The 23,685-nt window shown below is 34.0% G+C and carries 20 protein-coding genes and 3 tRNA genes; 4 read left to right on the top strand and 19 right to left on the bottom strand.

Going from position 1 to position 23,685, the window contains the following annotated elements; all coding sequences use genetic code 11:
• Positions 1 to 64 precede the first annotated feature (64 nt).
• Complete coding sequence (gene pckA / locus BOW55_RS01255; protein ID WP_129022627.1) at positions 65 to 1,669, bottom strand: phosphoenolpyruvate carboxykinase (ATP); 1,605 nt, start codon at positions 1,667 to 1,669, stop codon at positions 65 to 67.
• A gap of 205 nt (positions 1,670 to 1,874) precedes the next feature.
• Complete coding sequence (locus BOW55_RS01250; protein WP_089052459.1) at positions 1,875 to 2,261, bottom strand: DUF423 domain-containing protein; 387 nt, start codon at positions 2,259 to 2,261, stop codon at positions 1,875 to 1,877.
• A gap of 185 nt (positions 2,262 to 2,446) precedes the next feature.
• Between BOW55_RS01250 and BOW55_RS01245 the strand changes: the two genes are divergently transcribed.
• Positions 2,447 to 3,811 carry a saccharopine dehydrogenase family protein gene (locus BOW55_RS01245; RefSeq protein WP_129022626.1) on the top strand — a complete coding sequence of 455 codons (1,365 nt, stop codon included), beginning with the start codon at positions 2,447 to 2,449 and terminating at the stop codon, positions 3,809 to 3,811.
• Between the two features lie 196 nt (positions 3,812 to 4,007).
• Here BOW55_RS01245 and BOW55_RS01240 read toward each other — a convergent pair whose 3' ends face one another.
• The 6 genes from BOW55_RS01240 to BOW55_RS01215 form a co-directional block, all read right to left on the bottom strand.
• Positions 4,008 to 4,928 carry an energy transducer TonB gene (locus BOW55_RS01240; RefSeq protein ID WP_241686440.1) on the bottom strand — a complete coding sequence of 307 codons (921 nt, stop codon included), beginning with the start codon at positions 4,926 to 4,928 and terminating at the stop codon, positions 4,008 to 4,010.
• Positions 4,867 to 5,337 carry a hypothetical protein gene (locus BOW55_RS01235; RefSeq protein ID WP_129022625.1) on the bottom strand — a complete coding sequence of 157 codons (471 nt, stop codon included), beginning with the start codon at positions 5,335 to 5,337 and terminating at the stop codon, positions 4,867 to 4,869. Before BOW55_RS01235 ends, BOW55_RS01240 begins: the two co-directional genes overlap by 62 nt.
• Positions 5,338 to 5,467: 130 nt before the next feature.
• Positions 5,468 to 5,842 carry a BlaI/MecI/CopY family transcriptional regulator gene (locus tag BOW55_RS01230; RefSeq protein WP_129022624.1) on the bottom strand — a complete coding sequence of 125 codons (375 nt, stop codon included), beginning with the start codon at positions 5,840 to 5,842 and terminating at the stop codon, positions 5,468 to 5,470.
• Positions 5,839 to 6,801, bottom strand: coding sequence for a DUF6624 domain-containing protein (locus BOW55_RS01225; RefSeq protein WP_129022623.1), 963 nt, complete (start codon positions 6,799 to 6,801; stop codon positions 5,839 to 5,841). The genes BOW55_RS01230 and BOW55_RS01225 overlap by 4 nt, the downstream gene beginning before the upstream one ends.
• A 21-nt stretch (positions 6,802 to 6,822) precedes the next feature.
• Positions 6,823 to 7,245 (bottom strand): hypothetical protein, encoded by a 423-nt coding sequence (locus BOW55_RS01220; protein ID WP_129022622.1) that lies wholly within the window; start codon positions 7,243 to 7,245, stop codon positions 6,823 to 6,825.
• A 417-nt stretch (positions 7,246 to 7,662) separates the two neighbouring features.
• The gene (locus BOW55_RS01215; protein WP_089055944.1) at positions 7,663 to 9,051 is read right to left on the bottom strand and encodes a dipeptidase; all 1,389 of its coding nucleotides are present in this window, start codon (positions 9,049 to 9,051) and stop codon (positions 7,663 to 7,665) included.
• Between the two features lie 109 nt (positions 9,052 to 9,160).
• On the opposite strand from BOW55_RS01215, the gene BOW55_RS01210 reads away from it, so the two are divergent.
• A tRNA-Leu gene (locus BOW55_RS01210) sits at positions 9,161 to 9,242 on the top strand.
• Between the two features lie 47 nt (positions 9,243 to 9,289).
• Here the strand turns inward: BOW55_RS01210 and BOW55_RS01205 are convergent.
• Entirely contained in the window at positions 9,290 to 9,745 is a 456-nt protein-coding gene (locus tag BOW55_RS01205) for a hypothetical protein (protein WP_129022621.1), read from the bottom strand.
• Between the two features lie 601 nt (positions 9,746 to 10,346).
• Between BOW55_RS01205 and BOW55_RS01200 the strand changes: the two genes are divergently transcribed.
• Positions 10,347 to 11,192: a class I SAM-dependent methyltransferase gene (locus BOW55_RS01200; protein WP_129022620.1), complete on the top strand. Its 846-nt coding sequence runs from the start codon at positions 10,347 to 10,349 to the stop codon at positions 11,190 to 11,192.
• 175 nt (positions 11,193 to 11,367) lie between these two features.
• Here BOW55_RS01200 and BOW55_RS01195 read toward each other — a convergent pair whose 3' ends face one another.
• Positions 11,368 to 11,601, bottom strand: coding sequence for a hypothetical protein (locus BOW55_RS01195; RefSeq protein WP_129022619.1), 234 nt, complete (start codon positions 11,599 to 11,601; stop codon positions 11,368 to 11,370).
• An 83-nt stretch (positions 11,602 to 11,684) separates the two neighbouring features.
• On the opposite strand from BOW55_RS01195, the gene BOW55_RS01190 reads away from it, so the two are divergent.
• A complete protein-coding gene (locus tag BOW55_RS01190; protein WP_129022618.1) occupies positions 11,685 to 11,915 on the top strand; it encodes a helix-turn-helix domain-containing protein in 231 nt (76 codons plus the stop codon).
• Between the two features lie 842 nt (positions 11,916 to 12,757).
• Here the strand turns inward: BOW55_RS01190 and BOW55_RS01185 are convergent.
• From BOW55_RS01185 to BOW55_RS01145, 9 genes are all read right to left on the bottom strand, one after another.
• Positions 12,758 to 13,417: an HAD family phosphatase gene (locus BOW55_RS01185; protein WP_129022617.1), complete on the bottom strand. Its 660-nt coding sequence runs from the start codon at positions 13,415 to 13,417 to the stop codon at positions 12,758 to 12,760.
• A gap of 297 nt (positions 13,418 to 13,714) precedes the next feature.
• A complete protein-coding gene (locus BOW55_RS01180) occupies positions 13,715 to 15,298 on the bottom strand; it encodes an MFS transporter (RefSeq protein WP_129022616.1) in 1,584 nt (527 codons plus the stop codon).
• A 1-nt stretch (position 15,299) separates the two neighbouring features.
• Positions 15,300 to 16,349, bottom strand: coding sequence for an HlyD family secretion protein (locus tag BOW55_RS01175; RefSeq protein WP_129022615.1), 1,050 nt, complete (start codon positions 16,347 to 16,349; stop codon positions 15,300 to 15,302).
• A 132-nt stretch (positions 16,350 to 16,481) separates the two neighbouring features.
• Positions 16,482 to 17,837, bottom strand: a complete 1,356-nt coding sequence (locus BOW55_RS01170) for a TolC family protein (protein WP_129022614.1) — start codon at positions 17,835 to 17,837, stop codon at positions 16,482 to 16,484.
• A gap of 273 nt (positions 17,838 to 18,110) precedes the next feature.
• Complete coding sequence (locus tag BOW55_RS01165; RefSeq protein ID WP_129022613.1) at positions 18,111 to 18,932, bottom strand: AraC family transcriptional regulator; 822 nt, start codon at positions 18,930 to 18,932, stop codon at positions 18,111 to 18,113.
• Between the two features lie 259 nt (positions 18,933 to 19,191).
• Positions 19,192 to 19,265: transfer RNA gene (locus tag BOW55_RS01160), tRNA-Asp, on the bottom strand.
• 671 nt (positions 19,266 to 19,936) lie between these two features.
• Positions 19,937 to 20,010 (bottom strand) — tRNA-Asp (locus tag BOW55_RS01155).
• An 86-nt stretch (positions 20,011 to 20,096) separates the two neighbouring features.
• Complete coding sequence (locus BOW55_RS01150; protein ID WP_129022612.1) at positions 20,097 to 21,023, bottom strand: DUF58 domain-containing protein; 927 nt, start codon at positions 21,021 to 21,023, stop codon at positions 20,097 to 20,099.
• A complete protein-coding gene (locus BOW55_RS01145) occupies positions 21,020 to 23,593 on the bottom strand; it encodes a M1 family aminopeptidase (protein ID WP_129022611.1) in 2,574 nt (857 codons plus the stop codon). The genes BOW55_RS01150 and BOW55_RS01145 overlap by 4 nt, the downstream gene beginning before the upstream one ends.
• Between the last annotated feature and the right edge of the window lie 92 nt (positions 23,594 to 23,685).

The following is a 23,685-nucleotide window of genomic DNA, read 5'->3' as shown; positions in this document are numbered from 1 at the left end:
AACAAAAAAAGCTGTTCGTAACGAACAGCTTTTTTAATTTGAATTAAAAAAATCCCCCTTATTCTTATTCTATAATCGGTGCGCCTGCTAAGATTTCAGCATTGGCAAATTCTTCAAATTTTGCAAAATTAGCTTTGAATTTTTGAGCTAATTCCAACGCTTTTTTATCGTATAAATCTTTGTCATCCCAAGTATTTCTGGGATTTAAAATTTCAACTGGAACGTTTGGACAATCTTGAGGAATTTCAATTCCAAATACGTCATGATTTTTAAACGCTACATTATCCAATTCTCCGTTTAATGCAGCGGTAATCATGGCACGTGTAAATTTAAGTTTCATACGGCTTCCTGTTCCGTAAGCTCCGCCAGTCCAACCTGTATTAATCAACCAAACTTTTACATCAGCATCTTTCATTTTTTTGCTTAACATTTCAGCATATTTTGTTGGATGTAAAGGCATGAAAGGCGCTCCAAAACAAGCAGAGAAATTAGGCTGTGGTTCTGTAACTCCAGCTTCGGTTCCTGCTACTTTTGCAGTATATCCAGAGATAAAATGGTAAGCCGCCTGTCCTGGAGTTAATCGAGAAATTGGAGGCAAAATTCCAAATGAATCTGCTGTAAGGAAAAATATATTTTTAGGATTATGTCCAATAGATCCCGGTTGAATATTGTCAATATGTGTTATTGGGTAACTTACACGAGTGTTTTGAGTAATTGAAACATCATCAAAATCTACCTCGTTTGTTCCCGGTTTGAAAACTACATTTTCTAAAAGCGCTCCTTTTTTGATTGCTCTAAAAATGTCTGGTTCATTTTCTTCAGATAAGTTGATTACTTTAGCATAACAACCGCCTTCAAAATTGAAAACCGTATTTTCAGCAGTCCATCCGTGTTCATCATCTCCAATTAACTTACGTTCTGGATCTGCAGATAAAGTTGTTTTTCCTGTTCCAGATAAACCAAAGAAAATAGCAGTATCGCCATCTTTACCAACATTGGCGCTGCAATGCATTGGAAGTGTATTTTTGAAAACTGGAAGAATGAAATTTAAAGCTGAAAAAATTCCTTTTTTCATTTCTCCTGTATAACCTGTTCCTCCAATAAGTGCTACTTTTTTAGTAAAATCTAAAATAGCAAAATTAGACTGACGTGTTCCGTCTACAGCAGGATCTGCCATAAAACTTGGTGCACAAACTACCGTCCATTCTGGAGTAAAGCTTGCTAATTCAGACTCTTCAAGTCTTAAAAACATGTTATAGCAAAACAAGTTTGACCAAGCAGTTTCTGTAACTACTCTAACATTTAGTCTGTAATTTTTATCAGAACAAACGTAAGAATCGCGAACAAATACTTCTTTGTTTGATAAAAACTTTGTTACCTTATTATATAACTTATCAAAAGCTTCTGGCGAAAAAGGGATATTTACATTTCCCCACCAAACTTTATCCTCAGTTATACTGTCTTTTACAATAAAACGATCTTGTGGAGAACGTCCTGTAAACTCACCTGTGTTGATTGCCAAAGCACCTGTAGAGGCTTCAACACCTTGTCCTGACTGCACAGTTATAGCATGCAGTTCATCTGCAGTTAACTGGTACCGAACCGTTGCATTTTCTATCCCTAAATCTTTTAACGAAATCGATTGCGCAAAAAGTGTGTTATTGTCCATAAAATTTAATGTTGTGTGTGTTATTTTTTTGGTGCACAAATATAATTTTACTTGATACTTAAGACATTAATCTCAAGTTTGTAAATTGTTATATTTTTTATCGATGCTGACAAAAAGCAATAAAAATTCACACAAGTAACATTATATGTTATTTATGAGACAAAATTAAAGATTTAATTTTAGATAGAATTTTTTATTCGAGATTTTATGATTTTTTCCTCAAAATAGCAAGAAATAACACCAACCAACCAAGAATTAATAAGAAACCGCCCAAAGGTGTTGCGAATACAATAATTTTAAAGTCAAAAACCGTCAGGCTTTTTGTTGCTAATAAATAGATAGATCCGCTAAATAGAATTACCCCTGCAACTACCAGATTATAGATTGTTTTAACAGTTTTTTCGGCAATTTCCTTTCTTGTTGAAAGAAAAAGTAAAAAAAGCGCATGATACATTTGATAACGAACACCAACTTCAAAAGTATTTAGTTCTTCAATCGACAAATATTTCTTTAATAAATGTGCTCCAAAAGCTCCAAAAATAATGGCAATCATTCCAATAAAAGCGCCTGTTAAAACTATTTTTCTTTTCATTTTTATAAACTTTTAATATTTACACAAAAATACCTCTTCCTATCCAATTTTCATTTTACTTTTAAAGATATTTCAATTATTAATTGCATTTATGAGTTTCATTGCGAATAAAAAAAATATCATTTTTAAAATTATATTTGTTATATTTATAACATTTTAATATGTTTGTGTTAAATAATTAAGTTATGAGAAGCATTTTAATAATTGGAGCAGGAAGATCAGCATCTTCTTTAATTCGCTATTTACTTTCAAAATCTGAAAGTGAAAACCTGCATCTTGTTGTGGCCGATTTATCTTTGGCTTTAGCCGAAAAGAAAACACAAAATCATCCTAACGCAACTCCAATTGCTTTAAATATTTTTAATACAAACGAAAGACAAGCTGCCATTGAAAAAGCATCGATTGTAATTTCAATGCTTCCGGCACATTTACACATTGAAATAGCAAAAGACTGTCTTCAATTTAAAAAACATTTAGTTACTGCTTCTTATGTAAGCGATGCTATGCAGGCTCTTGATGAAGAAGTAAAAAAGAACAACTTAATTTTCATGAACGAAATTGGTCTTGATCCCGGAATCGATCACATGAGCGCCATGAAAGTTATTGACGAAATTAGATCAAAAGGAGGTAATATGCTTCTTTTCGAATCATTTTGCGGAGGTTTGGTCGCCCCTGAATGCGATAATAATTTATGGAATTACAAATTTACCTGGGCGCCTCGAAATGTTGTTTTGGCTGGACAAGGCGGTGCAGCAAAATTTATTCAAGAAGGAACTTATAAATATATCCCGTACAGTGCTTTATTTCGCAGAACTGAGTTTCTAGAAGTAGAAGATTACGGGAAATTTGAAGCTTATTCTAATCGAGATTCTCTTAAATATAGATCTATATATGGCTTAGATGATATTCTAACCTTATACAGAGGAACAATAAGAAGAGTAGGTTTTTCTAAAGCATGGAATATGTTCGTACAGCTTGGCATGACAGACGACAGCTATATTATGGAAGATTCTGAAAATATGAGTTACCGACAATTTGTGAACTCTTTTCTTCCATATCACCCAACGGATTCTGTGGAAATTAAAACGCGATTGATTTTAAAGATTGATCAAGACGATATTATGTGGGATAAACTTTTAGAATTGGATTTGTTTAATCCAGACAAAAAAGTAAACCTGCCAAATGCTACTCCCGCTCAAATTTTGGAAAAAATACTAACGGACAGCTGGGCTCTGAAACCAGAAGATAAAGACATGATTGTCATGTATCATAAATTTGGATACGAGCTAAACGGCAAAAAAGAGCAAATCGATTCGAAAATGGTCTGTATTGGCGACGATCAAACTTATACTGCAATGGCAAAAACAGTTGGACTTCCTGTTGCAATGGCAACTTTACTGATTTTGAACGGAAAAATCACAACCCCAGGGGTTCAACTTCCTATTAAAAAAGAAGTTTATTCGCCTATTTTAAATGAATTAGAAGAGCATGGAGTTATTTTTAACGAACAAACTATGCCTTATTTTGGATATAATCCAGATTTATTTTAAATCTGATATAAGTTGGTTTTTTTTAGAATTTTTTAGAATTTTTTTTTAGTTTATTTATCCGCTTCCAGATATTTCTGAAAGCGGATTTTTTGTTTTTAAAGGGACAAAGGTTCAGAGGTACAAAGTGACAAAGGTTTTTTTTTACTTCAGCGCCTTTGCACCTCTGTAACTTTGAACCTTTGCACCTCAAAAAAAATTATTTTTCAGATTGAATCGTAATTGGCAAACTGTACATCGTAGCAACCGGCTCACCGTTAACTTTACCCGGTATCCAGTTCTGAGAAAGCTTAAGCACTCTAATTGCTTCATCACCTGTTCCGTATCCCACATCTCTTAATAATTTAAAATCCGTTAAAACCCCATCCTTTCCTACTACAAAAGTAATAAAGACCTTTCCCTTTAATTTTACATCTACAGGAGTCACAGGTGTTTTATAATTCTGTCCAACAAACTTATAAAACGCCTCAATTCCTCCAGGATAAGTTGGATCTTCAGTTAACTCATTTGTATTGTAAATAGTACCTTCCGCTTTTTTTACTTTTTGATTTTTAGGGTCATACAAATCAATTTCTATAGTATCCGGACCACCTTTTTCGATTTTCGCATCGATCTCATCTTTAGTTGGAAAAGAACTTAATCCACCTAATAAATTCGGCACTGCTTTCTTTTCTGCCGGAGTAAGCTCTTTGTATTTTTTTTCCGTCACAACAACCCCTTTATCATTTTTTATTTTAAAAGTTGTCTTATCGTAATAAGCCGCATAGAAACCTTTTTTTGGCGCGGTTTCATTATTTGCTTTCGCTTCTTGCGCTACGGTCTTAGTACATAAAAAATACACAAGCCCAGTAAATAATGGCAAAAGAATGGTCTTTTTAAAAAATCCCCTCAAAGGAGATGTTGTAGTTGTCATCATAATTAATCTTTTTTTAGTTACAGAATAGTTCAAATTACTGGCCAAGTAATATACCGGATTTTGATTCGCTTTAGACAGTAATAAGTTCTGATAAAACGAAACATTGTTATGTGATTTTACAACTTTTTCATCAGCGAGAAATTCATGATTGAGTTGTATTGCTTTTTTTATAGAAGATAAAAATTGGGTTGAACCAAAAAACATTCTTAATTATTTCAATGAGTAAAATATCAAGAGAATGTTTCTGATTGACATGAATTAATTCGTGCGTAAATAATTCAGTTTCTATTTTATTGTTTTGGTACTCCATTTCATTTATAAAAATGGTGTTCAAAAAAGTATAGGGCAGTGTCTGTTCTTGCAACAAAACCAATGTTGCTTTTTGATGTTTTATTTTTACACCCGCTTTTGATTTTTTTATCAATTTATACAAGTTGACCGTAAATCTAAAAAACAAAACAGCAGTCACTATCCCATATAAAACCCAGCCGAAAATCAAGTAAAAAGGAGTCTCCTCTTTTACAACACTTGCTGTAATCTGCCCAGGAACTACTATACTTTTATTTGCCGTACTTGCCACTTCTTGTATAATTTCAATTGTAATAAAAGGCAATACAAAAGAAATTAGAAGACTAAAAATTAAGAAAAACCTATTAAACTTATGAAATTTTTCTTTTCTAAAAACAAATGGTAAGCTCCAAGAAGCACACACAAGGCTATTGTCGATTTTATAAGAAAGGCTGTCATTTTTTCTTTTTTTGAATTTCTGAATCAATTATTTTTCTAAGATCTTCCAGTTCAGAAGCTGATAAATTTGTTTCGGTTGTAAAAAACGAAGCAAATTGCGAGGCCGAATTATTAAAGAAATTATTAATCAATCCTTTTACATGTTTTGAGAAATAATCAGTTTTTTTAACCAGAGGATAATATTCTCTAGAGTTTCCAAATTCGTTATATGCAACAAATTTTTTATCAATCATACGTTTCAGGAGTGTTGCAACGGTTGTCGTTGCCGGTTTTGGTTCCTGATATGCTTCTAGCAAATCTTTCATAAAAGCCTTTTCAAGCTTCCAAAGATGCTCCATTAATTGTTCTTCTGAGTTTGATAATTGTGTCATTGTTTAATATTTTCAAGTTTTTCCAATTCAGGTAATTGCTTCTTATAAGCTTCAAGATTCCAATCGATATTCATTTTTGCTGCGTATTCGGCAATAGGACCAAGTCCCACTTCAGCACGTCTTTTATCTACATTATCTGGATCTATCAAAGGCGATATATACCATTGATTTGTCTTTTTATTTTTTGCTGACTGACTTCCATAAATTTGATGTTTACCTTCTCTTAAAGCAACTCTATCTTCCAAATATGCTAAGTTCGCTTGGCTTGCGTTGCCTTTTTTCACAGCTTCTCTCATCATTGGTAAATACTTTTGCTGATATTTTAAATCAGAATGCTGAATAACCAAAAACAAGGTTTGATTTGCCTGTGCTCCTATTTTGTCCTTTCCAATCCAGCCTTTTTCATCCAGTATCTTCATAACCTTTACCAGATTAATACTGTCTTTTTTGTTCATTATTTTACCAATACTGTCAATTTTTCTTTTATCAGACGAAGGGTCTTTATAAACTTTCATAAATTCTCCTCGAATACCTTGATCTTCCGTATAAATATCCAAAAGTTCCTGTTGAAGCGGTTTATCATAATTGACGCTTAAAATATCTATTTTTTTCTGAAGTTTAGCAATTGTCTGCTCCCATTCTTTCTTATCATGCAGCGATTTCAAATCATTATCTATTTTAATGTGTGCAATTTTTTCATATCCATTATCAATTGCCAAATCCAGCCACTTAAAAGCTTTTTTATCATCATTATTTAAAGCCGCCGCACAAGCTGCATTGTACAAATCTGAAGATGATTTATGTTCAATTTTAAATGCTTTTTCATAATAAGAAACGGCGTTCTTATACTCTTTTACATTATAACAAGAAGCTCCTTTTGCTACAAAATCTCTATAAGTCTGAGATTGTATCAGACCAATATTCAGCGTAATAAAAAAGAAAGCAATTATTATTTTCATAGATCAAAATTGATTAGTGATTTATTTTATTTTTTGTTCAGATATTAATTTGCCGTTATCATAGTTTCTAATTTCTTTTAATTTTCCATTATCCGAATAGAATTTCCATTCTCCAAAATAAAACCAATGCGCCAAGGCTCCATCAAACTCTAATTTTGTTTTTCCTTTTGATTCTAATTTTCCATTCTCATAATAGACCCTTAAAATACAAAATCCATTTTTATACTTCTCCGTTTTATAAATTTTTCCGCCTATATATGATTTCCATTTTTTTACCGGCACATCGTGTTTGTAATACTCATACGATTTATATCTAACATTATCCAGTGTATAATCATCTATCCAAACGCCTTCTTTTTTCTTGTCAATCTTCTGATTAATTGCTTTGGGCTTGCAACCCAAAAGAATCAGTCCGCAAAAGAATACTAAAAATAGGTTTTTCATATTATTTAAATTCTACACTTATAGACATTGCTCTACAAATGTAGAGTTAAATTTTTAATATGCAAGTTTTTTTAAAAAAAAGGTTCTGAGATTCTAAGTTACTAAGGGACTAAGGTTTTAAGCTCAAAGAGGCAGAGATTCAAAGGAACAAAGACCTTTTCCTTCTTTGTCAAAGCTTAAAACTTTGACAAAGATTCTGAAAGTAAAATTCCAAGAAACAGAGAATAATCCTAAATAAATTACCCCAAGCTAAAGCTGGAGGCAATTGAAAAAACCTTTGAACTTTTCAAAAAAAAAAAATCCGCTCATTTCTGAACGGATTCTATATTTATAACATTCAACTTTTTCAAAATTTAAAACTTTTACAAAGTAAATCTTAAAAAAACTTCGACTCTTAGTGTCTTCGCGGCAAAACTCTTATTTACTTAATTCCACAAAATATTTGTAAAACAACGGAATCGTTTCAATTCCTTTCAAGTAATTAAAGATTCCGAAATGCTCATTTGGTGAGTGAATTGCATCAGAATCCAAACCAAATCCCATCAAAATCGTTTTGCTTTTTAATTCTTTCTCAAACAAAGCCACAATTGGAATACTTCCTCCTGAACGAACCGGAATTGCAGGAACCCCAAACGTTTCAGTATACGCTTTATTTGCAGCTTGATATCCAATGCTGTCAATTGGTGTTACGTAACCTTGACCTCCATGATGCGGCGACACTTTTACTGTAACTCCAGCTGGTGCAATGCTCGTAAAATGTTTTGTAAACAATTCTGTAATCTCTTCCCAATCCTGATTTGGAACCAAACGCATTGAGATTTTAGCAAAAGCTTTACTCGCAATAACCGTTTTAGCACCTTCGCCAGTATAACCGCCCCAGATTCCGTTTACGTCTAATGTTGGGCGAATTGAGTTGCGCTCATTCGTTACATAACCTTTCTCGCCGTAAACATCATTTAAGTCTAAAGCTTTTTTATATTTTTCTAAACTAAAAGGCGCTTTTGCCATTTCAGCTCTTTCTTCTGCAGATAATTCCTGAACTTTATCGTAGAATCCTGGAATCGTAATATGATTGTCTTCGTCATGAAGCGAAGCGATCATTTTTGCCAAAACATTAATTGGGTTTGCTACCGCTCCACCGTATAAACCAGAATGCAAATCGCGGTTTGGACCTGTAACTTCAACCTCAACATAACTCAAACCTCTTAAACCAGTCGTGATCGATGGCTGTTGGTTTGAAATCATTCCCGTATCAGAAATTAAAATAACGTCGTTTTTCAGTTTTTCCTGATTGCGTTCTACGAACCAAGCTAAACTTGCCGAACCTACTTCTTCTTCACCTTCGATCATGAATTTTACGTTACAAGGCAAAGTGTTGCTTTGTACCATTAATTCAAGCGCTTTTACGTGCATGTACATCTGACCTTTGTCGTCACACGCTCCACGCGCGAAGATGGCACCTTCTGGGTGAATTTCTGTAGTTTTGATAACCGGTTCAAAAGGCGGTGAAGTCCATAATTCTAATGGATCTGGCGGCTGAACATCATAATGTCCGTAAACTAAAACCGTTGGAAGATTTGGATCTATAATTTTCTCTCCGTAGATAATTGGGTAACCTGGAGTGTCGCAAGTTTCGACAAAATCGCAGCCTGCTTTTGATAAACTTTCTTTTACAGCCTCTGCTGTATCAATAACATCTTGTGAGTATGCGGTGTCAGCACTAACCGACGGAATCTTTAATAATTCGATCAATTCATTGATAAACCGATCTTTATGTTGTTGAACGTAGGACTTAATATTTTCCATTTAAATTATTTTTATAGAAATCCAAAAGTACAAAAAAGAGAATTAATAATTTTTTTGAAATTTTTCTTTGAATATTCGAAAGTATGCTTATCTTTGCACCCACAATTACGCGGATATGGTGAAATTGGTAGACATGCCAGACTTAGGATCTGGTGCCGCAAGGCGTGTAGGTTCGAGTCCTATTATCCGCACTAAAAAAGCTTCTGAAGATATTTCAGAAGCTTTTTTGTTTTTAGCTCTATTTCTGCACATCGTCTATCCCAAATAATTTTTGTAAATTTTTCAAGGTAAGCGGTCCACCAATATGCTCCACTGATTTGTTTTGCATTATCACAAACTGAATACTTTTAGTCCCCATCGTTTTATCATAAAGAATCCCCACTAAATCTCCTTTCCAATTTCTATAAACAAAACGTTCCCCTTTTTTATATTCAGCACTATTCATTGTCTTAAAAACTTCATTATAAATCTCTATCATTTCTCTTTTCTTTAATTCATAGCTCCATCTTTTATCACTTACAGAAGTTAGGTCTGGCATATCTAAAAAATAAATTTCACCATACTTATTTATTTTCGTAGTTCCCATATTTACAGAAATCACTTCATCTGGTTTTGCAACCTCTGAAAGCTTAATTATTTGTGCATTAAGATTAAAGCCTAAAACCAAAACAATTGCTAATAATAAATTTTTCATTTTTTTCTATTTAAATTAATTAATGATCAAATGTAGTTTGACATGTATTTACAGTTTTACGGAAAATCGTAAAATGAAAAATTTATTCATTAATTGTTTAAATAGATTTTGCTTTGATTAAAGTTGTGGCAATTCTAACCGCAAAGATGGATTAAAATCCATCCCTACAATACATTTTGTTCCTATGGAACACTTAAAAATTCTAGCAGAATGATTCATTTTGCAGCGCCGTCCCGATAGCTATCGGGATTAATCCGTTGAAGATAAAGTAACCGCAATCTTGTCATTTCGACGTAAGGAGAAATCACACTTGTATACCTACAAAGATTGGCGATTTTCTTTACGGAGTTTCTAGTGCGATTTCTCCTTACGTCGAAATGACAAACTTTGTAAAAATTCATTCTGACGAATAAAAAACAATCAAAACACTAACAACCAATAAATTAACATCAAATCCAATCCAACAAAAAGATTTCTTCCGTATCTTTGCCAATCCAAAAAAATCTGCCAATAAACTCTTCTCTTTGCCTATTGCAGAACAAATTCCCCAAATTTTGTTTCGGTTATAAAATTCGTTTTCAACAACCTAACAATAAACAAAATGGAACCACAACTTCAAGAAATACGGGAACAACAAAAAGCATCTTGGAACAAATTTTCTCCAGGCTGGAAAAAATGGGATCATGAAATTCTGGATTTTATGAGGCCTTTTGCCGATGAAATTATTCGTTCGATAAACCCAAAAGGATCAGACGTAATTTTAGATGTCGCGGCTGGAACTGGCGAACCGGGTTTGAGCATTGCTGCGATGCTTTCTGACGGAAAAGTCATTATTACCGATCTCGCTGACGATATGCTCACCATTGCCCGTGAAAATGCTTTTAAAAAAGGAATTACAAATGTCGAATTTAAAGCTTGCGATGTCACCGAACTTCCTTTTTACGACAATACTTTCGACGCTATAAGCTGCCGAATGGGTTTTATGTTTTTTCCTGATATGCTTTTAGCAGCAAAAGAAATGTATCGAGTTCTGAAACCCGGAGGCAAAATCGCAACCGCAGTCTGGAGCGGACCTGAGAAAAATTTCTGGGTTACTGCTGTTGGTGGAACGATTAACAGAAACATGCAGCTCACTCCTCCTCCGCCCGAAGCTCCAGGAATGTTTCGCTGTTCGAAAAGTGGTTTACTGACAGATATTTTTAAACAAGCAGGATTTAAAAACACTTCCGAAACAGAGCTTACTGGCAAATTAAACTGCGGTACTGCAGAGGTCTACTGGAATCTGATCACAGAAATTGCCGCGCCTTTTGTCGCTGCGCTCAGCAATGCCGATGATGAAATGAGAGAAAAAATAAAACAAGAAGTTTTTAATTTAGTAAATGAAAAATTCCCTGACGGAGATGTAATCATCGACGGTAACGCACTAGTAATTGCCGCTGAGAAATGATTTTGAACTTATAAATAATCCTAAAAATCCGTATAGTTTTGTCATTTCGAGGAACGAGAAATCGCACTAGAAACTCCGCAAAGAAAACCCCTAATCTTTGTACATATCCGAGTGCGATTTCTCGTTCCTCGAAATGACAATACTTTGTGATAACTTTCTGTTTTAAATCATTTGTTTACTCCACATCCAAATAAGGATCTAAAACTTCAGCTAATTTATTAAGCCAATAAAAATTATCATCGATATTAGACAACTCAGATTCTAAGGTTTCGCATCCTCGCATGGAACATAACGAAAGCGCATAATTTACTTGTCGCATCGATTTTGCCATATCTTTTGGATCGATAATATCAGTAAAAAAATCTTTTAATCTATTTTCAACTTCTTTCGAAAGTGTTTCTGTAATCATTATCTTATTTTTTAAGTCAAATGTAATGATTTTGAACACAAATTTGTGTCTTATTAAAAAATAATTGTTATGACTTTTGAAATATGAATATTTCAGAAGAAACTTTTATTGCAAATCTTGGCATTCACATTAGGCAACTTCGTGAAAAAAAAGGCTTATCACAGCAAGCTTTAGCTGATGATTGTGATATTCCAAAAAATCAGATCGGCAGAATTGAAAGAGCTGAAATAAATACAGGTATAAGAACCCTTATACGAATCGCAAATGCTTTAGATATTGATCTTAAAGAATTACTTGATTTTCCTTTGAAATAAGAATATGAAATTCACTAATAAATGTTGACATCAAAACACAAAAGAATAGTCTTTTATAGATTTATATCCTTATTTTTCTTTCTGTTCTTTCTGTATTTTATCCCTAAAGAAATAGCTTATCCAAAATATAAAGTTGTAGGTTGGTCAGTACTTCCATTAATATTTTTACTCTTACCCTATTTATTATTCAAGACTGTAAAATCAATAAATCAAAAAAACAGGTCTGAATAAAACTTTAGGAATTTGTGCTTTATCAATATTAATCGTTGGGCCAACATATGGGCTTTTTCAAAAATATAGACAAGAAAAAGAATTAAAAACAAATGGAAAAACAACAAAGTGTATAGTCATTGATAGAAAAAAAACAAAAAAAGATTGGCTAATAAATTGCAAATACTTTGCAAATAATACAGAATTCATAACATATTATCATACTGACGAAGAAAACAAATACAGAATAGGAGATACAATCAAATTAGTATACAATAAAGATTTTCCCCGAATGTATGATCTTGTTTTTTAGATCAATCTTTACAATCGGAGAAAATTTCAACTAAAGCCTTTCCTTTCAAACATAAAAAAAACTCCAGTTAAAAACTGAAGGCAATTCATATCGTTTATTTGTTTTTAAGTCTAGTTTGTCATTTTGACGAAGGAGAAATCTTCGAAAGTAACTCCGCAACAAAAAGCAAATCTTTGTAGAGCTTCTCGCGAAGATTTCTCCTTCGTCGAAATGACAAGATTGCGGTTAATTATGCAAAAAACCTTTATCAAAGTTTTAAACTTTGATAAAGGTCTGTTCTATTAAAATGAACTTATATTACTTATATGGTTTAAAAATTTTAGCTATTTAATAATTCCAAAACTTTATCGACATTAACTTCGCTGTAATCATTAATATAAAAACTACATGGTGGAAGTTGTTCTTTTGTATGCGTACTTAAAACGCCAACGACTTTCATTCCTGCATTTAGTCCTGCTGTAATGCCCGAAAAAGAATCTTCGAAAACCACACAATCAGACGGAGAAACGCCAACACGTTTTGCGGATTCTAAATATACTTCGGGATTTGGTTTATGATGTGTAACATCTTCACTCGACATCATCGAATCCATTTTGTCTGCGATTTTCAAAGCGTTTGCAATCAAATCCAAATTCGCACGCGGCGCCGATGTTGCAACAGCTGTTTTAAATCCGCGAGCTTTTAATTCGCTTAAAAAATCCAAATAATGTGGAATCGTATCGACTTTGTCTTTATAAATTTCACGAAACATTCCTTCTTTTTCGTCTTCTAGTTTTATCAGTTCTTCTCCCGTAATTGGGCGCTTGAAGAAATGCGACATGATATAACTATTGTGTTTTCCGTACATATGTTCTTCAAATTCTTCGTTGGTATAAGGAACATTATATTTATCGAAAAACGCCTCAAAAGCCTTCACATGATACGGATTGGTGTGCGAAATCACGCCATCCATATCAAAAATTACACATTGCTGTTTCATTTTATATTTTGTTTTTTTAACGGCTGCAAGATAATTATTTCCGCAGAGTTGCGCAGAGATTTTCCGCAGAGATTCGCTAAGGTTTTTTTTTGAATCTCGCGAAGTCGCAGAGGCGCAAAATTTTTTGTTTCACGCAGATTTTTAAAAAGATTTAAGCAGATAAACGCAGATAATTATAAAATTAAATCTGCTAAAATCTGCGGAATCTGCGTGAAAAAAAATCCTTTTAAATCCTCTTAATCTGTGGCTTTAAAAATAAAAATCTTTGCGCCTCTGCGACTTTGCGAGATTAATTCTCTAACCAATCCAAATTTTACTTTTAACCAAAGTCATAGTCTGTCTCAAATGCTGATTACACGCAATTAGAATAATCAAAACCACCAAACCATAACCTACAATGGTATAAATCTCCATATCGGCCAATAAAGTGGCTTGCTTGGCAACTGTTCCGAAGACTTTTTTCAGCGCCAAAGTATTGGCATTATCTACTGAATATCCTTTTGCCATAAAGCTCTGCGCTGTTGAAGCAATAGTTTGCTGTGCTTCGGGATTTTCACCCGTTACAAACTGACTTAGTTTTAAAAAGTGTTTTTTATTTAAAAACACAACCGCATTCTGCATCACGCAAAAACCAATCGTGCTTCCCCAAAAACGACCTGAAACCCCAACAATTCCAGAAGAAACCGCCATTTTTGCCGGAACCGAAGATGTTGTAAACAAGATTAAAGGAACGAATAAAAACCCAACTCCAATTCCTTGTAAAACATACGGAATAATAATATCAGACAAAGCTACATCTGGTACAAAAAGAAACGTAAACCAAAAATGAAAAATGGCAATTAACGTAAACCCAATCATAAAAATGATTTTGGTAGAAACCGATTTCATCAGGAAAAATGCCGCTAAAATAAGCCCAATCACATTTCCTAGTCCGTTTATGTATTGCACACCCGCAACACGCGACGGATCCCAATTCCAAATCGAAAACATTGCCGAATGACAAAGACTCAGCGTTGCTCTGCTGATATAAAAAAGGAAAAACAATAAAAATCCGATTCGGAGATTGGCGTATTTAAAAACTTCAAAATCAAAGGTTGGTCTTTTTACCAAAAGTTCTTTAAAGATGAACAAACCTCCCGTGATTAAAGCAATCATTAAGGTTAGAACCATTTGAGAGGAATCAAACCAATATTTTTTCTCGGCATAAACAAAAAAGTAAGCACCGCAAAGAATGGCAGTTAAAACCAAAAAATAACTCATCCAATCGATTTGATACAACGGAATTTTCTTTGTGATTCGGTGCCCACGAAAAGTAACTAAGATTAAAAAGACATTCAAAACCTGTAATCCGCCCGAAACATAGAGCATGTATTTCCAATCGTAATGATCCAGAAACCAAACTGCAATATTCATAATAAAAGGCGTTGACAATAACAGCGAACCGTAATAAAACGAAAACCCAATAATAATGGCATTTTTAGAATTAAACTGCTCAATCAACAATTGTCTTATTGTAATTACCGGAAGCGCCATCAGGATTCCCTCGGCGATTCTCAGCATTAAAAAAAGATAAAAATTGGTAATATATGCTGATGAAACAATCGTAATCCCGATTAAGGAATAAACCGCCATCAGGTAGTTTTTTGCAGGGAAAAAACTCGAAAACCTACTTTCTATCAAAATCGTCGCGAGCAAAGTTCCGTACGTAACGCACATCGCAAACTGCAAATCTTCGGGCTCAATGTCCAGAAAACTTGCCGCGTACGTTACGTTTGAAGTGTAAACTCCCAATAAAATCATAGAATGCAAAAGGCAGACAAACAAAATAATAATGATTGCCCATTTTGGAACCCAGGATTTAAAAATACTTTTATCTTCCATTTTAGTGCGCTGCGATCACAGTAATATTCATTCCCGCTCTTAAAAAATCAGCCTGTTTGTCAGTGTTTTTTAACTGAATTCTAACCGGAATTCTTTGCTCGATTTTTACGAAGTTTCCTGTTGCATTATCTGGAGGAAGCAATGAAAATCTTGCCCCACTCGCTGGAGATAAAGAAGCAATTGTACCAATAAATGTTTTGTCGCTTACGGCATCGGCTTTTATTTCAACATCCTGCCCAACAGTTAAATATTGCAATTGTGTTTCTTTAAAATTGGCTGTAATCCATTTTTCTTTGCTTACAATTGATAATAAAGACTGACCTTCTTTTACCAATTGTCCAGACTGTAAAGTTCGTTTTCCAACCCAGCCGTCGTAAGGTGCCGTAATTACAGTGTACGAAAGAAATAACGCAGCATTATCAGCCACAGCTTGTTTGGAAGCAATATTGGTTTGCGTTGTTGGAACATTTGCTTCAGCAACAGAAGTACTTAAAGTCGCAGAATGAATTCTGTTTTTCATTTCCTGAAAATGCGCCTGCGCCGATTCGTAATCTGCTTTTACTTTTTCTAATTGCTGAGAAGTTGCAGCTTCATCTTTTACCAAAGCTTTATATCTTTCGTATTCCAGTTTTGTTTTCCAAAGATTCGATTTTGCGCCTTCTAATTGCGATTCGTTAATAGCCGTTGCACTTGCTGTTGTAACTGCATTTTTCTGCGCCACAACACTGTTTTGCTGCGCGTTTTGAACATCGGCAAGAGCCACATTCAATTTTGATTTGTATTCGCGATTGTCAATCACAACCAAAGTATCACCCTTATGCACAAACTGATTTTCGTTAAAACGAACTTCCTGCACATAACCTGTAATACGCGACATAATTGGCGTTACGTATTGTTCGACCTGCGCATCATTGGTTTCTTCATGATTTCTATTGAATACATAAAACCAAATTCCTAAAATAACCCCGCTTACCACAAGCGTACACGCAATAATTGTTATTAATATATGAAACGTTCTGTTTCTTCTAGTTTCATTTTTTATCTTAACCATAAACTTTATATCTTTAATTATTCTCCCCCAGATTAAAATCCGGCGCTACAATATGAATCGTTCTTCCGGAACTGAAAATCTATATCTTTACTCTATTCTCATGCTTCTTTCTTCTATCAAGTCTAAAACTATCTAACTCTGAGGCATAATCCCAGCCGTATGAAGCAATTCATAATGTTTTAAAACCGCATCTAAATGAGTAGAAATTTTGTTGTATTTCGCCTGAAGTAACGCATTATCAGCATCGACCATTTCGGTTATTAAAACTAATTGGTTTAAGTATTTCACTTTTACGATTCGGTAATTTTCATTGGCTAAATCCAACGCTTTGTCGACCACCACAAATTTTTCAAGGATTTCTTGATATTGTGTATGTTCTTTATACAGCTTGTCCTGAATTTCTTCTTTCACAATTTCTGACTGCATTTCCTGCCATCTGATTTTGGTATTCGCCTGTTCCATTTTCGTTTTGTTTTTATACAAAGACGAAAGATCAAAAGTCGCTTCGATTCCTACTTGTCCCAAAGTATACAAATACGGATTTGGCGGAAAGAATTTATAGTTAGGATAATAAAAACCATAATTCCCAAAGAAATGAACGCTTGGCAGATAATTTCCTTTAACCAGTTTCAGTTCTGTTTTACTGATACTTAATTCCTGGCTCGCAATACGCATTTCTTCGTTTTGCAACGCTTTAGTCATATAATAATCGTACGGATCTAAACCGCTCATTTCGTCTAAACTTGATGTTGTGTCAATTGCTATTTCCTCGTTTTCAGGAATCTGAATTAAAGTTTTCAGATCGTGAAGTGCGATTTTAATGTTTTTGGAGTTAGTTAACGCATTCAATTCGCGATCTGAAAGCTGTAATTCGGCACGAATAACTTCGTTTTTCGTAACCGTTCCATGTTTTTGAAGCGATTGTACTTCTTTCAGTCGGCTTTTTTCTTCTTTGATGTTTTCTTCAAAAATCTTTTGAAGTTCCATCATTTTATAAATCGCCAGATAGTTGGCTACAACTTCCAGTTCGATGTCATTTTCAACCTTTTCGGTTTTTATTTTCGCAATTTCGTTTTCCTGATTTGCAATTTTAATGGCATTATTAATCTTATTTCCAGCATAAATTGGCATTTTAAAAGTCGAATTGACCTCATAAATTTCAGGGATTGCCTTTGTTACTTCTTTACCATTCAAGAAGCCGCTTCCTTTGAATTCAGTAATATTCGTAATTCTCGAATACATGCCGTTTAGCTGTACATCGGGCAGTCGAAGTTCTTTTCTTTCTTTGATGTTTTGCTCTGAGAGCGTGACCTCCAATTGAGATCTAAGGATTTTTTTGTTGTTTTCTCTAGCCAGTTTCAAAGCTTCTTGTAATGAAACCGAATGAACTTCCTGCGCTTGTAAGCCATTGAATGTTAATACAATTAAGAATAACAGCAGGATTCTGGGAAAACAGTCGTCTGTAGAATTTGTTGTTTTAAGGAACATGAATAAATAAATATTTTATGCTGCAAAGTTCCTTCATTTTTCCGTTGACTGATAATTCTAAAAAGCCAAGAACATATTCATTTCGGACAAATGTTAAAATCGAATTTTCCGAAAACGTTATATTAAAACACTGGAAAACAATTTATTACAAAATAAATTTGAATTGTGATTATTTTTCAAATTCTCTCGCAGATTTGGCAGATTATACAGATAATTAATATGTTGAAGTGAAAATCTGCGCAATCTGCCAAATCTGCGAGAGAAAAAAATAAATCATTTTCTCTCCAAAATCTCCTCGCCATTTAGATAATCGGAAGGTCTTTGACCTAAAATCTTGAAGAATGTATTACTGAACGTTGGAACACTATTATAACCAACTTCTTCGGCTACCTCTTTTACCGAAAGTTTTCTTTCTAACAAAAGTTCGATTGCTTTTAAAATTCGGCGAATGGTATAATATTGAATAAAAGACATATTAAGATCTTTTTGAAACAAGCGATACAAAGAGCGTTCGCTGTAACCAAATTCATGGGCAACATCAGCAAAGAGAATTGTTTCGCCAAGATTATTCTCGATATAACGCAGAATTTTACTAAGTCGTTTATCTTTTGGCTGCGGCAGTTCTAAAGGTAAATTATTAGTACATATTTGCGGGAGAATCGCTTTTATGGCTTTGGCAATAGCAAAATTCGGAGTTCCCTTTTTAAGATCACCATTCCATCGATTGGTAAAAAGCATCATTTGCAGCAGTAAATTATTAACTGGATAAATTCCTTCTACTTTATAAAAGTCGTCTTCGTCTTTTTCTACTGGAAAATACAAATTTCGCATCGTAACACTTTCAGATTTTGGCTCGATGCTGTGCTCCACTCCACTCGGAATCCAGATAAAATGTCTTGCGGGTAAAAAATAGGTTTTGGTCTCAGTCGTTACAAAAACGACATCGCCTTCAGCATACAGCAATTGTGCTTTAATGTGTCGATGCGGCGGCACAAACAATTCGCCCATCAAATCGTGGTGGCAATAAATGCTTTTTTTATCGGCATCTACTTTCTTGATGTAATATTTATCTAATTTCTGACCAGAATGTTCCATTGAAACTTAATACGGAGAATTTTGTGATATTAAAGATAAGAAGAAATAAATTGTGATAACCACAACGTTTGTCATTTCGACCGAAGGGAGAAATCACACTAGTTGGTCGCCAAAAATTGGAAGATACACTTTACGGAATTTCTCGTGCGATTTCTCCCTTCGGTCGAAATGACAAATCAAACTGATCAATACAAAACTTTGCGGTTAAACCTAAAAACAAAAAAGCCTTTCTGTTAAGAAAGGCTTTTAACAACTTAGGCGGTCTGGACGGGACTCGAACCCGCGACCCCATGCGTGACAGGCATGTATTCTAACCAACTGAACTACCAAACCCTGCGTTATTGCGAGTGCAAAAATACAACAGAATTTCGTTTCTGCAAGGGTTTTTAGGAATAAAAATCGAGAAATTTTTAATTAGCTTAATTCCAATATTTTAAAATCTCACTTTTAAAACAAAAAAGAAGAACTTTCTTTCTTTTTAACCGGGAAGAGCGCAAAGTTCTTTAATCTTTCGACCTTTGTCAAAGTTTGAAACTTTGACAAAAGCTTTTCATGTAGTATTATTTATCTCGTTTTTAAACATAGCTCGTGGTTTTAACCACGGGAGACGTATTTATACACATTGTGTTCCCGTGGTTGAAACCACGGGCTATATTTTAATATAATGAATGAAAAACCTTTGTAGAGTTACTTGCGGAGATTTCTCCTTCGTCGAAATGACAAACTGTATGATAAAATTAGAATTACAATAAAATACAAAATCCGCAAAGCTTAAAAAAACTTTGCGGACTTTGCGTAAATCTTAGCGTTCTTTGCGGTTAAAAAACAAAAACCAAAAGTGTCTTAAATCAAAAAAGCCATCCACAAAAGTGGAAAGCTTTTCATTGGTCTAACTACTAAACCAGCTACGAGTTACAAAGTCGTAGCAAAACAACACAACTAATCTTAGATACCGTATTTGGGCAAAAAAGCCTTTCCGTTAAGAAAGGCTTTTCCCAATATTGCGGTCTGGACGGGACTCGAACCCGCGACCCCATGCGTGACAGGCATGTATTCTAACCAACTGAACTACCAAACCTCTGCGTTATTGCGGTTGCAAAGATAGTACAGAATTTCATTTCTGCAAGTGTTTTTGTAAAAAAAATGAAATAAATTTTTAAATATTTATCCAAAGTTTTGTTTTTCAACCAAATATGTTGTCAATATTTTTTCAAAATTATCGCCAACATTCACCGGAACGTACTTAATTTGGTTCTTTGCACAGGTTAAAGCCAAGTTTTTAAAATAGGCCTCTACCCTTTTTTCATATTCAATTTTAACATTATCAGCAAAAATAGAAACCTCTTCTCCTGATTCTAAGTCGATAAACTTTCTTGGCGCGTTGTCAAAATCAAATTTTAACTCCGTTTCATTATCAACGACATGAAACAAAACTACTTTATGTTTATTATGCTTTAGATGCTGCAAAGCGTTAAAAAGCTTTTCGTCATCTTCGGTCTGAAACATATCTGTAAACAAAATGATCATCGAACGGCGATGCATTTTCTCTGCTATTTGATGCAAATAGGTAATTGTATTGGTCGTTTTTTTGACTTTTGGCTGAACCAATAATTCTTCCAGTTTGTTTAAAAGCATTCTATGATGACGATCGCTTCCTTTTTCTGGAGCATAATATTCGTATTTATCAGAGAAAACGCTTAAACCAACAGCATCGCGCTGTTTCTTTAAAATATTCATTAAAACCGCCGACGCCAAAACTGCAAAACCAATCTTTTTTTCATAAAATGGCTGATCTGATTTTAATTCTGGATAATGCATCGACGACGAATTATCGACAATTAAATGACAGCGTAAATTAGTTTCTTCCTCAAAACGTTTTGTGTATAAACGATCTGTTTTAGCAAACAATTTCCAATCGATATGTTTAGTGCTTTCGCCTGCATTATACACTTTATGTTCAGCAAATTCAGCCGAAAATCCATGAAACGGACTCTTGTGCATTCCGGATATAAAACCTTCCACAACCTGATTCGCCAGCATTTCAAGATGTTGAAAACTGGAGACTTTCTCTATTTCCGATTCGATTTTCATTCGGTTTCTTTTTTAATGTTTTGAGCTTTATAAAGCAAATCTGTCGCCATAAATAATTTACGCTTCAAGATCGGACTAAAATTAGGATTTTCTTTTAAGAATCGCTGCACTTCATCAAAAGCAAATTTAGACGAATATCTCCCAACGGTATTATCAAGCCAATCTTTCGGGAAGAAAATATCGCCCGTGCGCTGAATTTCATCGACTAAATCTAATGAAAATCTAATATACTTTTGCGCACTTTCCTGACGAAGCGGATGGTGAATATTACTCAAACCAGCCGAAACCCACGATTCTTTTTCGCGGTTTGAATCGTCTTTTAAAGATTCCATAAAGGCATTTCGAACTGATTCGTCTTTTGACAATGATGGAAGCAGAAACGCAAAACGCTTTTGTTTATCAGGATTTGAGATTGTTGTTCTTGTTTTTTCCAGAATTTCGTCGGCTTTTTCATGTTTAAAAATCGCCAAGTTCATTGCCATATTGGTAAAATCATCTTCATTTAATTTTAAACCAGGAATTACAATTTCCTTATTCCAAATCTGATATAATTTAGCTTTCGCCGAATCTGAATAGGCAATCGAACTGAACAATCCGAATAAAGTCTTTTTAATATTTGCCGATAAATTCGCCTGCAAACGTTCATTCAAAACTGTTTCAAGTTGTTTCTGAACTTTATTTTGTTGTTTTTCGGTAAATAATCTCCAATAAATAGTATTCAAATTATTTGAGGCAATTCTCAAAACCAATTCGTTTTCTTCTGTCTGAATCCCTTTTAAAAAGCAATCATAAGCCTTATCTGGCGAGATATTTCCAATCAATGTGTTTTCATAAAGATTACTATAACTCGATGCTCTTGCAACCTCATCTTTCAGCGTTGCGATATACTTTAAATTATTCTCGTCAAGCGGAAAAACACCGTATCCAAAACCATTATAATTGTAAACAATAGAAAGTGGTTTTTCAAGTCCAACTGCTTCTTTTAAAATCAGATTTTGCTCTTTAATATTCGCTGTTAAAACTTTTACATTATCTGCATAAACAAAACCAATCTGAAAAATTTGCGGCCAAACATTATCGGATTTATCTTCTGCTTGTTGTTGAATTTCAAATTTCTTGATTCTGTTTTTAGAGTCGTATTCAATCTTATCTGTAAAAATGGCTCTTCCGGATTTGTTTACCCAAACTTCGCTCCATTTTTTCATATCAAGAGGCGTCTCGGCATCCAGAATTTCTACAAGATTATTCCAGTCGGCATTATCATTGGCGTATTTTTGAATGTATTTTTGGATTCCTTTCTGAAAAGCTTCCTTTCCCATCGAAGCTTCTAACTGGCGCATCATAATTGGTGCTTTGTTGTAAATAATAGCACCGTAAAGCGAACCTGCATTTTTTAAATTCGCCAAATGCTGCTTTATCGGATGTGTTCCCAAAGATCGATCTTCTGCGTAAGCGGTGGCATAATGGGCTGTGAAAAACTGTAAATTATGATTGACTTTCGGAAAAATAGGATTCATGATTTTATCTGCCATGAAGTTGGCAAAAACCTCTTTCATCCAAACATCGTCAAACCATTTCATGGTTACCAAATCACCAAACCACATATGCGAGGTTTCGTGTGCAATGAGTTTCGCTCGGTTTAATTTCTCGCTGTCGGTTGCGCTGTTGTCCAGAAATAAAGTTGATTCTCGGTATTGAATTGCGCCAACATGCTCCATTCCGCCATACTGAAAAACAGGAATTGAAGCAAAGTCTAACTTTTGAAAAGGGAATTTATAATTGGTGTATTTTTCTAAAAAGTTTAAAGATTGTTGATGCAAATTAAAAATAGTATCGGCGCTTACGCGAAATTTTTCCTGACTGTTTTCACGATACAGCATTGTCATTTCTAAACCTGGTTTTTGCGTGGTACTTTTGAATTTTCCGGCAACAAAAGAAAACAAATAGGTACTCATTTTATCTGATTCTCCAAAAGTGTACAAAGTAAAATCGCCTTTTTCTAATTTCTCTTTTACATCGGCTCCAGCCAAAACCGACCAATCTTTTGGTACAGTAAGACTCAATTTATAAGTCGCTTTTATGTCTGGCTGATCAAAACACGGAAACAAAGTACTTGCACGATCTGGAACTAATAGAGTATAGAGAAAATCATCATTTCTATTCAACGATAAATTACCTGCAATGAAGGATATCAAGATTGTATTTTTTCCCATAATTAAAGCTAAGGGAGAAATTACAATATGTCCTTTTTCGTGAACAATTGCCATGCTTTTTCCGTTTACGGCAACTGATTTTATGTTTAACGTTTTTTCTTTAAAATCTAAAAGCAAGGGCTGACTTAGATCAGTCAAATTTAAATTTACAATCAAATGAGCATTTATATTTTCTTCTTTTTGATTGGGAATCTCAAAAGACAAATTATATTGAACATCTGAAATTTGTTTTTTTCGAAATTGTGCCAATTGCTCTGAAACACCACTTTCTAAAATTGCACTTTCTTTTTCTTTTGATTGCGAAAAACAACTTGGAATCAACATAACAAAGCAAAGAAAGGTGTATAGATTTTTCATTTTTTAAGGAATATAAGATTCGTTAAAAATAAAAAATGTTTGCCACGAATTTCACTAATTTCCACGAATTAATTTAAAATGTTTGCCACTCG

This window comes from Flavobacterium sp. YO12 (genome assembly GCF_004119495.1).
In the GTDB taxonomy this organism is placed as follows: domain Bacteria; phylum Bacteroidota; class Bacteroidia; order Flavobacteriales; family Flavobacteriaceae; genus Flavobacterium.
This window is presented reverse-complemented; position numbering and strand designations above follow the sequence as displayed.

Coding starts and splice junctions, on each gene's coding strand:
- BOW55_RS01185 (WP_129022617.1), bottom strand. CDS start 13,417: ATGAAACAGCAATGTGTAATTTTTGATATGGATGGCGTGATTTCGCAC.
- BOW55_RS01245 (WP_129022626.1), top strand. CDS start 2,447: ATGAGAAGCATTTTAATAATTGGAGCAGGAAGATCAGCATCTTCTTTA.
- BOW55_RS01215 (WP_089055944.1), bottom strand. CDS start 9,051: ATGGAAAATATTAAGTCCTACGTTCAACAACATAAAGATCGGTTTATC.
- BOW55_RS01250 (WP_089052459.1), bottom strand. CDS start 2,261: ATGAAAAGAAAAATAGTTTTAACAGGCGCTTTTATTGGAATGATTGCC.
- BOW55_RS01195 (WP_129022619.1), bottom strand. CDS start 11,601: ATGATTACAGAAACACTTTCGAAAGAAGTTGAAAATAGATTAAAAGAT.
- BOW55_RS01230 (WP_129022624.1), bottom strand. CDS start 5,842: ATGACACAATTATCAAACTCAGAAGAACAATTAATGGAGCATCTTTGG.
- BOW55_RS01200 (WP_129022620.1), top strand. CDS start 10,347: ATGGAACCACAACTTCAAGAAATACGGGAACAACAAAAAGCATCTTGG.
- pckA (WP_129022627.1), bottom strand. CDS start 1,669: ATGGACAATAACACACTTTTTGCGCAATCGATTTCGTTAAAAGATTTA.
- BOW55_RS01225 (WP_129022623.1), bottom strand. CDS start 6,801: ATGAAAATAATAATTGCTTTCTTTTTTATTACGCTGAATATTGGTCTG.
- BOW55_RS01145 (WP_129022611.1), bottom strand. CDS start 23,593: ATGAAAAATCTATACACCTTTCTTTGCTTTGTTATGTTGATTCCAAGT.
- BOW55_RS01150 (WP_129022612.1), bottom strand. CDS start 21,023: ATGAAAATCGAATCGGAAATAGAGAAAGTCTCCAGTTTTCAACATCTT.
- BOW55_RS01220 (WP_129022622.1), bottom strand. CDS start 7,245: ATGAAAAACCTATTTTTAGTATTCTTTTGCGGACTGATTCTTTTGGGT.
- BOW55_RS01190 (WP_129022618.1), top strand. CDS start 11,685: ATGAATATTTCAGAAGAAACTTTTATTGCAAATCTTGGCATTCACATT.
- BOW55_RS01180 (WP_129022616.1), bottom strand. CDS start 15,298: ATGGAAGATAAAAGTATTTTTAAATCCTGGGTTCCAAAATGGGCAATC.
- BOW55_RS01240 (WP_241686440.1), bottom strand. CDS start 4,928: ATGTTTTTTGGTTCAACCCAATTTTTATCTTCTATAAAAAAAGCAATA.
- BOW55_RS01205 (WP_129022621.1), bottom strand. CDS start 9,745: ATGAAAAATTTATTATTAGCAATTGTTTTGGTTTTAGGCTTTAATCTT.
- BOW55_RS01165 (WP_129022613.1), bottom strand. CDS start 18,932: ATGGAACATTCTGGTCAGAAATTAGATAAATATTACATCAAGAAAGTA.
- BOW55_RS01175 (WP_129022615.1), bottom strand. CDS start 16,349: ATGGTTAAGATAAAAAATGAAACTAGAAGAAACAGAACGTTTCATATA.
- BOW55_RS01170 (WP_129022614.1), bottom strand. CDS start 17,837: ATGTTCCTTAAAACAACAAATTCTACAGACGACTGTTTTCCCAGAATC.